The 12,200-nt window shown below is 60.6% G+C and carries 10 protein-coding genes; 8 read left to right on the top strand and 2 right to left on the bottom strand.

Annotation, left to right across the window (positions count from 1 at the left end; translation table 11 throughout):
• The first annotated feature begins 158 nt into the window (after nt 1–158).
• From QOM10_RS27075 to QOM10_RS27045, 7 genes are all read left to right on the top strand, one after another.
• Nucleotides 159–1,136, top strand: a complete 978-nt coding sequence (locus QOM10_RS27075; protein WP_007962626.1) for a dipeptidase — start codon at nt 159–161, stop codon at nt 1,134–1,136.
• 107 nt (nt 1,137–1,243) lie between these two features.
• Nucleotides 1,244–1,774 carry a DUF5943 domain-containing protein gene (locus tag QOM10_RS27070; RefSeq protein ID WP_053124559.1) on the top strand — a complete coding sequence of 177 codons (531 nt, stop codon included), beginning with the start codon at nt 1,244–1,246 and terminating at the stop codon, nt 1,772–1,774.
• Nucleotides 1,775–1,789: 15 nt separating this feature from the next.
• Complete coding sequence (dgcA, locus tag QOM10_RS27065; RefSeq protein WP_316917230.1) at nt 1,790–3,850, top strand: dimethylglycine demethylation protein DgcA; 2,061 nt, start codon at nt 1,790–1,792, stop codon at nt 3,848–3,850.
• A 153-nt stretch (nt 3,851–4,003) separates the two neighbouring features.
• Nucleotides 4,004–5,953 carry a dimethylglycine demethylation protein DgcB gene (gene dgcB, locus QOM10_RS27060; RefSeq protein ID WP_127930055.1) on the top strand — a complete coding sequence of 650 codons (1,950 nt, stop codon included), beginning with the start codon at nt 4,004–4,006 and terminating at the stop codon, nt 5,951–5,953.
• Nucleotides 5,953–7,173: an electron transfer flavoprotein subunit alpha/FixB family protein gene (locus QOM10_RS27055; RefSeq protein ID WP_316917229.1), complete on the top strand. Its 1,221-nt coding sequence runs from the start codon at nt 5,953–5,955 to the stop codon at nt 7,171–7,173. Before dgcB ends, QOM10_RS27055 begins: the two co-directional genes overlap by 1 nt.
• A 9-nt stretch (nt 7,174–7,182) precedes the next feature.
• Nucleotides 7,183–7,953: an electron transfer flavoprotein subunit beta gene (locus QOM10_RS27050; RefSeq protein WP_150729888.1), complete on the top strand. Its 771-nt coding sequence runs from the start codon at nt 7,183–7,185 to the stop codon at nt 7,951–7,953.
• A 53-nt stretch (nt 7,954–8,006) separates the two neighbouring features.
• Nucleotides 8,007–8,573: a GNAT family N-acetyltransferase gene (locus QOM10_RS27045; RefSeq protein ID WP_127930052.1), complete on the top strand. Its 567-nt coding sequence runs from the start codon at nt 8,007–8,009 to the stop codon at nt 8,571–8,573.
• Nucleotides 8,574–8,834: 261 nt separating this feature from the next.
• Here the strand turns inward: QOM10_RS27045 and QOM10_RS27040 are convergent, their stop codons facing one another.
• Together QOM10_RS27040 and gbcA are read right to left on the bottom strand one after the other, a co-directional pair.
• A complete protein-coding gene (locus QOM10_RS27040; protein WP_191629816.1) occupies nt 8,835–9,065 on the bottom strand; it encodes a hypothetical protein in 231 nt (76 codons plus the stop codon).
• A 259-nt stretch (nt 9,066–9,324) separates the two neighbouring features.
• On the bottom strand, nt 9,325–10,620 hold the full coding sequence (gene gbcA, locus QOM10_RS27035; RefSeq protein WP_053124549.1) for a glycine-betaine demethylase subunit GbcA: 1,296 nt from the start codon (nt 10,618–10,620) through the stop codon (nt 9,325–9,327).
• Between the two features lie 297 nt (nt 10,621–10,917).
• Between gbcA and gbcB the strand changes: the two genes are divergently transcribed.
• Complete coding sequence (gene gbcB / locus QOM10_RS27030) at nt 10,918–12,018, top strand: glycine-betaine demethylase subunit GbcB (protein WP_007911227.1); 1,101 nt, start codon at nt 10,918–10,920, stop codon at nt 12,016–12,018.
• The last annotated feature ends 182 nt before the right edge of the window (nt 12,019–12,200 follow it).

Below are 12,200 nucleotides of genomic sequence, written 5' to 3'. Positions count from 1 at the left end.
AGCTGATCGGAGCGTCTGGCGACCCTTTGTCGCGGATTGACGCTTTCGGCAATTCCCCTGTCGTTTTTGCACCCGGTCGCCCCGGCACCGAGGCATATGCTGGCCCCAAAGCGCCGGCAGACGATTCGGCGCATGAATCGCCAATAAGGGGACGCCTGATGAGCCCAGCCGAATTACACGCCGACAGCATCGTTATCGACGGTCTGATCATTGCCAAATGGAACCGCGAGCTGTTCGAAGACATGCGCAAGGGCGGTCTGACGGCAGCCAACTGCACTGTGTCGGTGTGGGAAGGCTTTCAGGCGACCGTGAACAATATTGCTGCCAGCCAGAAGCTGATCCGCGAAAACAGCGACCTGGTGATGCCAGTGCGCACCACTGCCGACATCCGTCGCGCCAAGGAACAAGGCAAGACCGGCATCCTCTTCGGCTTCCAGAATGCTCACGCGTTTGAAGACCAGATCGGCTATGTCGAGGTGTTCAAGCAGCTCGGCGTCGGCATTGTGCAGATGTGCTACAACACCCAGAACCTGGTCGGCACCGGTTGCTACGAGCGTGACGGCGGCCTCTCGGGCTTCGGTCGCGAAATCGTCGCCGAGATGAACCGTGTTGGCGTCATGTGCGACCTGTCCCACGTCGGTTCCAAGACCTCTGAAGAAGTCATCCTCGAATCGAAAAAACCGGTCTGCTATTCCCACTGCCTGCCGTCGGGTCTCAAAGAACACCCACGCAACAAGTCCGATGCAGAACTGAAGTTCATTGCCGACCACGGCGGTTTCGTCGGCGTGACCATGTTCGCGCCGTTCCTCGCCAAGGGCATTGATTCGACCATCGACGACTACGCCGAAGCGATCGAATACACCATGAACATCGTCGGTGAAGACGCCATCGGCATCGGCACCGACTTCACTCAGGGCCACGGCCAGGACTTCTTCGAATACCTGACCCACGACAAGGGCTACGCCCGCCGTCTGACCAGCTTCGGCAAGATCATCAACCCGCTGGGCATCCGCACCGTCGGCGAGTTTCCGAACCTGACCGAAACCCTGCTCAAGCGCGGCCATTCCGAGCGCGTGGTGCGCAAGATCATGGGCGAGAACTGGGTCAACGTCTTGAAAGACGTCTGGGGCGAGTAACGCTGACTCAAGACCGCCGCCGAACTGCCCCCTCTCCTGTGGGAGAGGGCTGGGGTGAGGGCAGCGGTCAGCACTGAATCCACTATTTTTTCTGGAGTTAAGTTTCCATGGCCAAGATCGCCCCGCAATTGCCAATCGAAGTCGACAGCGAGACCGGTGTCTGGACCTCCGACGCCCTGCCAATGCTCTACGTGCCACGGCATTTCTTCGTGAATAACCACATGGGTATCGAAGAGGTTTTGGGTGCTGACGCCTATGCCGAGATCCTCTACAAGGCCGGCTACAAATCCGCCTGGCACTGGTGCGAGAAAGAAGCCGAATGCCACGGCCTGGAAGGCGTCGCGGTGTTCGAGCACTACATGAAACGCCTGTCGCAACGCGGCTGGGGCCTGTTCAAGATCCAGGACATCGACCTCGACAAAGGCACCGCCAGCGTCAAGCTCGAACACTCGGCATTCGTCTACGTCTACGGCAAGGTCGGGCGCAAGGTCGATTACATGTTCACCGGTTGGTTTGCCGGGGCCATGGATCAGATTCTTGAGGCGCGCGGCAGCAAGATCCGCACGGTTGCCGAGCAAGTTTACGGTGGCTCCGAAGAAGGCCACGAAGACGGCCTGTTCACCGTCAAGCCGTTGTAAGTCGAGGAACCCGCCATGGCTTTCGAAGCAATGTTCCAGCCGATCCAGATCGGCAAACTGACCATCCGCAACCGCGTGCTCAGCACCGCGCACGCCGAGGTCTATGCGACTGACGGTGGCATGACCACCGAGCGCTACGTCAAATATTACGAAGAGAAAGCCAAGGGCGGCATCGGCCTGGCGATCTGTGGCGGCTCCTCCGTGGTCGCCATCGACAGCCCGCAGCAGTGGTGGAGCTCGGTCAACCTGTCGACCGACCGGATCATTCCGCACTTCCAGAATCTCGCTGACGCCATGCACAAGCACGGCGCCAAGATCATGATTCAGATTACCCACATGGGCCGCCGCTCGCGCTGGGACGGCTTCAACTGGCCGACGCTGATGTCGCCGTCGGGCATACGTGAACCGGTGCACCGCGCGACCTGCAAAACCATCGAGCCGGAAGAAATCTGGCGGGTGATCGGCAACTACGCCCAGGCTGCGCGCCGGGCCAAGGCCGGTGGCCTCGACGGCGTTGAACTGTCGGCGGTGCACCAGCACATGATCGACCAGTTCTGGAGCCCGCGCGTCAACAAGCGTACCGACGAATGGGGCGGCACCTTCGAAGGCCGGATGAAGTTCGGTCTGGAAGTGCTGAAAGCCGTGCGCGCCGAGGTCGGTGACGACTTCTGCGTCGGCATGCGTCTGTGCGGTGACGAGTTCCACCCGGACGGTTTGTCCCACGAGGACATGAAGCAGATCGCCAAGTATTACGACGACACCGGCATGCTCGACTTCATCGGCGTCGTCGGCTCGGGTTGTGACACCCACAACACCTTGGCCAACGTGATTCCGAACATGAGTTATCCACCGGAGCCGTTCCTGCATCTGGCCGCCGGGATCAAGGAAGTGGTCAAGGTGCCGGTGCTGCACGCACAGAACATCAAGGACCCGAACCAGGCCACGCGCATCCTTGAAGGCGGTTACGTCGACATGGTCGGCATGACCCGCGCGCACATCGCTGACCCGCACCTGATCGCCAAGATCAAGATGGGCCAGATCGACCAGATCAAACAGTGCGTCGGCGCCAACTATTGCATCGACCGCCAGTATCAAGGCCTCGACGTGTTGTGCATCCAGAATGCTGCAACGTCCCGTGAATACATGGGCGTGCCGCACATCATCGAGAAATCCACCGGGCCGAAACGCAAAGTGGTCATCGTCGGTGCCGGCCCGGCCGGGATGGAAGCGGCCCGCGTGGCGGCCGAGCGTGGCCACGAAGTGACCCTGTTCGAGAAGAAGGAATTCATCGGCGGGCAGATCACGACTGCCTCGAAAGCGCCGCAGCGTGACCAGATCGCCGGTATTACTCGCTGGTTCCAGCTGGAACTGGCGCGGCTGAAAGTCGATTTGCGCCTGGGCACGGCAGCTGATGCCGACACCATCATGGACTTGCGTCCGGACGTGGTGGTGCTGGCGGTCGGCGGGCATCCGTACCTGGAACAGAACGAACACTGGGGTGCCGCCGAAGGGCTGGTGGTCAGCAGCTGGGACGTGCTCGACGGCAAGGTGGCGCCGGGCAAGAACGTGCTGGTCTACGACACCATTTGCGAGTTCACCGGGATGTCGGTTGCCGACTTCCTCGCCGACAAAGGCAGCCAGGTCGAGATCGTCACCGACGACATCAAACCGGGCGTGGCCATCGGCGGAACGTCGTTCCCGACCTACTACCGCAGCATGTACCCGAAAGAAGTGATCATGACCGGCGACATGATGCTCGAGAAGGTCTACCGCGAAGGCGACAAACTGGTCGCGGTGCTGGAGAACGAATACACCGGCGCCAAAGAGGAGCGGGTGGTCGATCAGGTGGTGGTGGAAAACGGCGTGCGTCCGGATGAGGAAATCTACTACGCGCTCAAAGAGGGTTCGCGCAACAAGGGTCAGATCGACGTCGAAGCGTTGTTCGCGATCCAGCCGCAACCTTCGCTGAGCGAGGCGGGCGACGGCTACTTGCTGTTCCGCATCGGCGACTGCGTGGCGCAGCGCAACACCCACGCCGCGATCTATGACGCCCTGCGGCTCTGCAAGGATTTCTAAGGACTTGCACCAAACCCTGTGGGAGCGAGCCTGCTCGCGAATGCAATCTGTCAGTGAAAGATGAGCTGACTGATTCACCGCTTTCGCGAGCAGGCTCGCTCCCACAGTAAAGCGGATCGTGTTTCTCCAGGTTGTACTGGTGGGAGCTTCACCATGTTGAACACCCTTCTTCCAATCCTGTTGTTCGCAGCTATCGGCCTTGGGGTCCTTGGCGCGTTGCGGCGGGTGGCCATGTGGCGTCGGGGCCGGGCCTCGAAGGTCGATCTGATCGGCGGCCTGTTGGCCATGCCCAAGCGCTACATGGTCGACTTGCACCACGTGGTGGCGCGAGACAAATACATCGCCAACACCCACGTCGCTACAGCGGGCGGTGCGGTGGCGTCGATTGTGCTGGCGCTGCTGGTGCACGGTTTCGGCCTGCATAACCGCATTCTTGGCTACGCGTTGCTGCTGATGACGGCGGTGATGTTCGTCGGCGCGATCTTCGTTTATCTGCGACGGCGCAACCCGCCGGCGCGGCTGTCGAAAGGCCCGTGGATGCGCCTGCCGAAAAGCCTGCTGGCGTTCTCGGCGTCGTTCTTCCTGCTGACCTTGCCGGTGGCCGGAATCCTCCCGGAGAACTTCGGCGGCTGGGTGCTCGCAGTCATTCTCGGGATTGGCGTGCTGTGGGGCGTGTCGGAGCTGTTCTTCGGCATGACCTGGGGCGGGCCGATGAAACACGCCTTCGCCGGTGCCTTGCACCTGGCTTGGCACCGTCGCGCCGAACGTTTTGGCGGTGGTCGTTCCACCGGTCTCAAACCGCTGGATCTCAATGATCCTTCAGCGCCGTTAGGGGTTGAGAAACCCAAGGATTTCACCTGGAACCAACTGCTCGGTTTCGACGCCTGCGTGCAGTGCGGCAAGTGCGAAGCGGCGTGCCCGGCCTTCGCCGCTGGCCAGCCGCTGAACCCGAAAAAACTGATTCAGGACATGGTCGTCGGCCTCGCTGGCGGCACCGATGCCAAGTTCGCCGGCAGCCCGTATCCGGGCAAACCTGTAGGCGAGCATAGCGGTAATCCACATCAACCGATCGTCAACGGCTTGGTCGACGCCGAAACCCTGTGGTCGTGCACTACCTGCCGTGCCTGCGTCGAGGAATGTCCGATGATGATCGAGCACGTCGACGCCATCGTCGACATGCGCCGTCACCTGACCCTGGAAAAAGGCGCGACGCCGAACAAGGGCGCCGAAGTCCTCGAAAACCTCATCGCCACCGACAACCCCGGCGGTTTCGCCCCGGGCGGGCGGATGAACTGGGCGGCGGATCTGAACCTCAATCTGCTCAGCGAAAAGAAATCCACCGATGTGCTGTTCTGGGTCGGCGACGGTGCTTTTGACATGCGCAACCAACGCACCCTGCGCGCGTTCGTCAAAGTGTTGAAAGCGGCGAAAATCGACTTTGCCGTGCTCGGTCTCGAAGAGCGTGACAGCGGCGACGTGGCCCGCCGATTGGGCGATGAAGCGACCTTCCAGTTGCTCGCCAAACGCAACATCCAGACCCTGGCCAAATATAGCTTCAACCGCATCGTCACCTGCGATCCGCACAGTTTCCATGTGCTGAAAAACGAGTACGGCGCGTTTGATGGCAACTACCTGGTACAGCACCACAGCACCTACATGGCGGAAATCATTCAGGCCGGTGCGCTGAACCTCGGTCAGCACAAAGGCAACAGCGTGACTTATCACGATCCGTGCTACCTCGGTCGCTACAACGGCGAGTACGAAGCGCCGCGCGAAGTGCTGCGTGCGCTCGGTATCGAAGTGAAAGAGATGCAGCGTTCCGGCTTCCGTTCGCGCTGCTGCGGCGGTGGCGGTGGCGCGCCAATTACCGACATTCCGGGCAAGCAGCGGATTCCCGACATGCGCATGGAAGACATCCGCGAGACCGGCGCTGAACTGGTGGCGGTGGGTTGTCCACAGTGCACGGCGATGCTCGAAGGCGTGGTCGAACCGCGGCCGCTGATCAAGGACATCGCCGAACTGGTGGCCGACGCGCTGCTCGAAGACGCCGCGCCGAGCAAGCCTGCCACTCCGGCCAAACGTGAACCTGCGGAGGCCCACTGATGAGCGACATTATCCGCCGCGACCCGCGCGCCGAATGGATTGCGCGTAACCGCCTGCACCCGCTGCACGCGGCCATGCAACCGGCGCAACACAGCTGGATGGGGCCGAATGGCGTCATCCGCAAGAACCTGCACGGCATCGGTTTTATCGGCCCCAACGGCATCAAGCGTATCGACCGCAGCGGCGCGCAACAGGGCGGGGTGGTCAAACGATCCGCTGCTGTGGAAGTGCAACTGCCGCTGCATCAGGTGCCGGCCCCGGCGTTCTATATCACCGTGGTGCCGGACATGGTCGGCGGTCGCTTGAGCAGTCACGACCGTGATTTGTTTGGCCTCGCCCATCAACTCGCCGGCCAGGACGGCGCGGTGTTGGCGGTGGTCTTTGGCGAGCATAAGGAAAACGCTTTCGCGACCGCTGGCGTCGATCGCTTGCTGGTACTCGAAGGCGATGAATTCAGCGGTTATGCACCGGAGCAACGGGTGCAAGGTTTGCGCGCTGTGGATAACCAGTTCAACCCGCGTCACTGGCTGCTGCCGGACAGCCGCAGCGGTGGCGGTGAACTCGGTCGACGCTTTGCGGCGGCATTGGGCGAGCGCCCGGCGACACGGGTCTGGCAGGTCAAGGATCAGGAATGCATCGGCCGCGCTGGCGCGGGGCTGCAAGACCTTGCCCGTCCCGTCGCACGGTTGATTCTGGTGGCGGCCGAATGCGCTGAACCGGTCAGTGAAACCCGTCACGAAGCGTTGCCGGTGGAGTTATCCACAAGTGTCGCGCGCAGCCTGTCGCGGATCGAAGATCTCGGCGCTGTGGCGGTCGACCCGGCAGCGATTCCGATGGCCGAAGCGGAGTTCATTTTCTCCGGCGGCAACGGCGTCAAGGACTGGGCACTGTTCCACGAAACGGCGGCGGCACTCGGCGCTACCGAAGGCGCTTCCCGCGTTGCAGTGGATGATGGCTTCATGGCCCGTGATCGCCAGGTCGGCGCGTCCGGCACTTGGGTCACCGCACGGGTTTATGTGGCTGTGGGTATCTCCGGCGCGATCCAGCACCTGCAAGGTATCGGCGCCTGCGACAAGGTGGTGGCGATCAACCTCGACCCGGGTTGCGACATGATCAAGCGCGCCGACCTCTCAGTGATCGGCGAGAGCGCAGAGATTCTTCAAGCGTTGATCGAGGCGGTGGCGGCTTACCGCAACGAAGCCAAGCGCGATGCGGCTTAAGGAAACGCTATGAACACGAAAGTTATCAGTCTGGTTTCAATCGGCGCCCACCCGACTTCCGGCAGGCCACGTCGCGCCGACCAGGACGCGCGCGCCGTGGAACTGGGCCTGCAACTGGCTGGGGATAACCTGCAAGTGCTGCATGCCGGCGACGTTGCGGAGCCGGCGTTGCGCGCCTATCTGGGTATGGGTCTTGAGCAGATGCACGTGCTGGAGCAACCGGCTGGCGCCGATGCGCTGCCGGCGTTGACCGCGTATCTGCGCGATGCCGGTGCGCAAGTGGTGCTGACCGGCAGCCAGGCGGAAACCGGCGAAGGTTCGGGGATGTTGCCGTTTTTGCTCGCCGAAGGACTGGGCTGGCCGTTGGTGGTGGGGCTGGCGCAGGTCGAGTCGATCAATGACGGTTCGGCGCTGGTGCTGCAAGCCTTGCCGCGTGGGCAGCGGCGGCGGTTGAAGGTCAAGCTGCCGTTTCTCGCGACTGTGGATAACGCTGCGCCGAAGCCTCGGCAGAGTGCCTATGGCCCGGCGCGACGCGGGGTGCTGGAGGCTGACGACGTCGAGGTCGTAGACGACGAGCTCTTGGCTGTCGCCACCCTGCAGCCGGCCAAACCAAGGCCCAAACGCCTGAAAGTGATCAAAGCCAAAAGCGGTGCCGACCGGATGAAAGCGGCTACCGCCAAAGCCAGTGGTGGCGGTGGACAAGTGCTCAAAGGCGTCACCCCGCAGGCTGGCGCCGAAGCCATCCTCAAACTGCTGATCGAAGAAGGTGTCGTCCGCTGACATCCCAAATCCCTTTCCTTCAGGTCAGCGGCTTACCCACAGGAATAATGTGAATGACAGTTGAGTTTCGACCTGCCCGGCGCACGGATGCGCGCGACATTGCGCGTTTGTTTCAGATCTCCTCGGAGGGCGCCTCGGATTACATCTGGAGCCAGTTGGCGGAGCCGGGCGAGACGTTGCTTGATGTCGGTGAGCGGCGCTATGCCCGCGACGATGTGGATTTTTCCTGGCAGAACTGCCTGATCGCTGAGGCCGAAGGCTGTGTGGTCGGGATGATGCACAGCTACGTCATGCGCGAAGACCCAGACCCGACACCGCCCACCGATCCAGTGCTGGCGCCTTACGCCGATATGGAGGTGGCGGATACGCTGTACATCTCCAGCCTGGCGCTGCACGAAGGCTGGCGTAATCAAGGATTGGGCGTGCAGTTCCTCCAACATGCCCAGGCGCGCGCCGATCAACTCACGCTCAAAGGCCTGAGCCTGATCGACTACGCCGCCAATACTGGCGCTCGGCGGTTTTATGAGCGACATGGCTTTGGCATCGTCAAAACCTGTCAGGTGGTACCGCATCCGATGATTCGGGTGACGGGTGAGGCCTATCTGATGCACCGCGCCTGAATCCGGTTATCCACTGACGAGTGTTTACTCACAATCCCTGTTGGTCAGTCTGTGGATAACGTGTTTGCCCATCACTGCACGTCACGCCGGCCGTGGCCTGCAGGCTTCAGATCAAAAAACAACCAGCCTAAGTTACGGTTTTTACGGGATTTTTCGTCGGGATAACTTCCGTAGTTACCCCCGATCTCTGTTGGCGCTTCTGTGGATAAGATGTTCGCTCTCCGCTAACAGTCATATGAAACGTGGCTTTCAGAGAATTGATCAATAACTGATCAATTTGCGCTTCTGACCGGATGAATCCCTCGAATCCCCCGTTTTTTCGCAGTCTTCAGCGCTTTTCCACAGCAGAAGCAAAGTTACCCCCGATCTCTGTTGGCGCTTCTGTGGATAAGGTGTTTGCCATCCGCTGAAGGCCACGATCTGTGTACCTTTCAGCCTGTTGATCAAAAAACGATCATTGCCTTTCGAAAACCGTGCTTCTGGATAAGTCACGGTTTTTCTTTGCAAATCAGTGAGATATTTTTTGAGTCATCCACAGTTGTCCCCATTTGCTGTGGGTGGCTATGTGGATAACTTGTTTGCGGAAGGCTGGGGGGCTTGGTGGGTATGGTGTGTGGGGTGGTTGATCAGAAATTGTGCAATCCGTTTCAGAGATGTAATGACTTTCATGACGCCTTCGCGAGCAGGCTCGCTCCCACATTTGGAATGCATTCCACCTGTGGGAGCGAGCCTGCTCGCGAAGCTTTTGCTTTTAGCCCTGAACCGGGACGCCTTTGAGGTAAGGCGCAGGCTCGGCGCCAAGGTTGTTCAGCAGACGCTCGCTGTACCAATCAACGAAGTTGACCACGCCGAACTCGTAGGTCTTCGAGTAAGGCCCAGGCTGATACGCCGTCGAGTTGATCCCGCGCTGGTTCTCTTCCGCCAGTCGGCGATCCTGATCGTTGGTCGCATCCCACACCTGACGCATGCGATCAACATCGTAATCGACGCCCTCAACCGCATCCTTGTGCACGATCCACTTGGTGGTGACCATGGTTTCCTGGGCGCTGATCGGCCACACGGTGAAGACGATGATGTGGTCGCCCATGCAGTGGTTCCACGAGTGCGGCAGGTGCAGGATGCGCATCGAGCCGAGGTCCGGGTTCTTGATCCGGCCCATCAGTTTCGCGCAGCCCTGTTTGCCGTCGAGGGTCATCGATACGGTGCCTTTGAGCAGCGGCATGCGCACGATGCGGTTGCGCAGGCCGAAACTGGCGTGGGCGTAAGGAATCTTCTCGGCTTCCCAAGCGGCGGCGGAGGCGGCGACGTGATCCTTGAACGCCTGATCGGCGCGCGGATCGGTGACGTCGTCCCATTCCAGCAGGGTTTTCAACAGTTCCGGGTGCGACGCGTTGCAGTGGTAGCACTCGCGGTTGTTTTCCAGCACCAGTTTCCAGTTGGCCTTTTCCATCAAGGTGGTGGTGATCGCCACCTTGGTGTTCTCCATGTCGTACGGTTCCATGTAATGGTTCAGCGTCGACAGGAAGTCATCAATGGCCGGCGGGTTCTCGGCCAGGCTGATGAAGATGTAGCCGCCGGCAGTCTTCACGTTCACCGGTTTGAGGCCGTACTGCTTCATGTCGAAGTCGGCGCCCATTTCGGTGCCGGCGAACAGCAGGCGCCCGTCCAGCTCGTACGTCCACTGGTGGTAGTGGCAGACCAATTTGGCGACCTTGCCTTTTTCACTGGTGCACAGACGCGAGCCACGGTGACGGCAGACGTTGTGGAACGCATGCACGACGCCCTCGGCGCCACGGATGACGATGATCGGATTCTTGCCGATCTGCAGGGTCAGGTAATTGCCCTTGGCCGGAATTTCGCAGGTCATGCCGGCGATCAACCACTCCTTCTGGAAGATCTCCTGCATGTCGATATCGAAGAGCCGCTCATCGCTATAGAACGGTTGCGGCAGCGAAAAGGTGCGCTCGCGCTCTTGCAGCATTTGTGCGGTGGCCTTGCGTGCGGGTTCCAGCGGATCGCCCAGGCTGATTTTTGCGGTGACGTCCATCGATGTGATCCTCATGGCCATCTGCGTGGCCGGCGAAAAGTGGCTGATCAGGTGTGCTGCTAACGGTTGCTACGCAAGGTGTAAAGAAGCTGTCTTGGTGTTGGGGCGAGTGTGGGCCCGGCGCAGGGCGCAACCTTATCCATGGGCGACATGGTGCAATCTGTTCCCGACGCGCAACCCCCGGTGGTTGGGGGCTGGTCGCGATAAGTATGCCGATGTCGCGGATAGGTAAACGGGCGGTTCGCGCTATACGCAGAATCGCCGACATGAGGCCGACAGTCGGCCGTGGAGAACAGCATGTCCAACAGCTTCCTGAATCCGGTCACCACCCAGACCTGGGCCAATGGCCGACACATCGTCCGTTGCGTCAAAGTCATCCAGGAAACCTGGGACGTGCGCACCTTCTGCTTTATGGCTGATCAGCCGATCCTGTTCTTCTTCAAGCCCGGGCAATTCGTGACCCTGGAGCTGGAAATCGAAGGCCAGCCGATCATGCGCTCGTACACGATCTCCAGTTCGCCGTCGGTGCCGTACAGCTTTTCGGTGACGATCAAACGCGTGCCGGGTGGCAAGGTCTCGAACTGGTTGCACGACACGCTTCATGAGGGGCAAGAGTTGGCGGTGCACGGGCCGGTCGGGCTGTTCAATGCCATCGACTTTCCGAGCCCGAAAGTCCTGTACCTGAGCGGTGGCGTCGGCATCACGCCGTGCATGTCGATGGCGCGTTGGTTCTACGACACCAACGCCAATGTCGACATGACCTTTATCCACAGCGCGCGCTCGCCGAAAGACATCATCTATCACCGCGAGCTGGAACACATGGCGTCGCGGATCGACAACTTCAGCCTGCACCTGATTTGCGAGAAGCACGGCTTGGGCGAACCATGGGCCGGTTATCGCGGTTACCTGAACCACAAGATGCTCGAATTGATGGTGCCCGACTTCCTTGAGCGCGAAGTGTTCTGCTGCGGCCCGACGCCGTACATGAATGCGGTCAAGCGTTTGCTGGAAGTGGCCGGTTACGACATGTCGCGTTATCACGAGGAATCCTTCGGCGCCACGCCACCGGAAGCCCGTGCCGATGCGGTGGAGCAAGCCGAGCAGGCTGCGGATGCGCCGGAAATCGATGCGGCGGATCTGCATCAGGTCGAATTCACCTCGTCCGGCAAGAGCATTCGTGTGGCACCGGGTGAGACGGTGCATGCGGCGGCGGCCAAGCTGGGCTTGATGATTCCGAAGGCGTGCGGGATGGGGATTTGCGGGACGTGCAAGGTGTTGAAGCTGGGCGGCGAGGTGGAGATGGAACACAACGGCGGGATTACCGAGGATGACGAGGCGGAAGGGTTTATCTTGTCGTGCTGCAGCGTGCCGAAGGGGGATGTGCGTATCGATTTCTGAGTGGGGCGGGTTTTTGCGTACGGCTTGCCCCTCACCCCAGCCCTCTCCCAGAGGGAGAGGGGGCCGACCGAGTTGTCCAGGGTTGTACATCGACCTGAACGACCTTATCGATTATGGATTCGGCAAAGCAGTTTCAGGTCGGCGTACTCCTTGAGCATCCCCCAATCAGTCCCCTCTCCCTC

It is taken from the genome of Pseudomonas sp. P108, from assembly GCF_032613195.1.
Taxonomy (GTDB): Bacteria; Pseudomonadota; Gammaproteobacteria; order Pseudomonadales; family Pseudomonadaceae; genus Aquipseudomonas.
The sequence above is the reverse complement of the archived record's forward strand: the minus strand, read 5'-3'. Positions and strand labels throughout refer to the sequence as shown.

Excerpts from the sequence above, each read along its gene's own strand:
- gbcB (WP_007911227.1), top strand. The coding sequence starts at position 10,918 with ATGTCCAACAGCTTCCTGAATCCGGTCACCACCCAGACCTGGGCCAAT.
- QOM10_RS27075 (WP_007962626.1), top strand. The coding sequence starts at position 159 with ATGAGCCCAGCCGAATTACACGCCGACAGCATCGTTATCGACGGTCTG.
- gbcA (WP_053124549.1), bottom strand. The coding sequence starts at position 10,620 with ATGGACGTCACCGCAAAAATCAGCCTGGGCGATCCGCTGGAACCCGCA.
- dgcA (WP_316917230.1), top strand. The coding sequence starts at position 1,790 with ATGGCTTTCGAAGCAATGTTCCAGCCGATCCAGATCGGCAAACTGACC.
- QOM10_RS27055 (WP_316917229.1), top strand. The coding sequence starts at position 5,953 with ATGAGCGACATTATCCGCCGCGACCCGCGCGCCGAATGGATTGCGCGT.
- QOM10_RS27050 (WP_150729888.1), top strand. The coding sequence starts at position 7,183 with ATGAACACGAAAGTTATCAGTCTGGTTTCAATCGGCGCCCACCCGACT.
- dgcB (WP_127930055.1), top strand. The coding sequence starts at position 4,004 with ATGTTGAACACCCTTCTTCCAATCCTGTTGTTCGCAGCTATCGGCCTT.
- QOM10_RS27070 (WP_053124559.1), top strand. The coding sequence starts at position 1,244 with ATGGCCAAGATCGCCCCGCAATTGCCAATCGAAGTCGACAGCGAGACC.
- QOM10_RS27045 (WP_127930052.1), top strand. The coding sequence starts at position 8,007 with ATGACAGTTGAGTTTCGACCTGCCCGGCGCACGGATGCGCGCGACATT.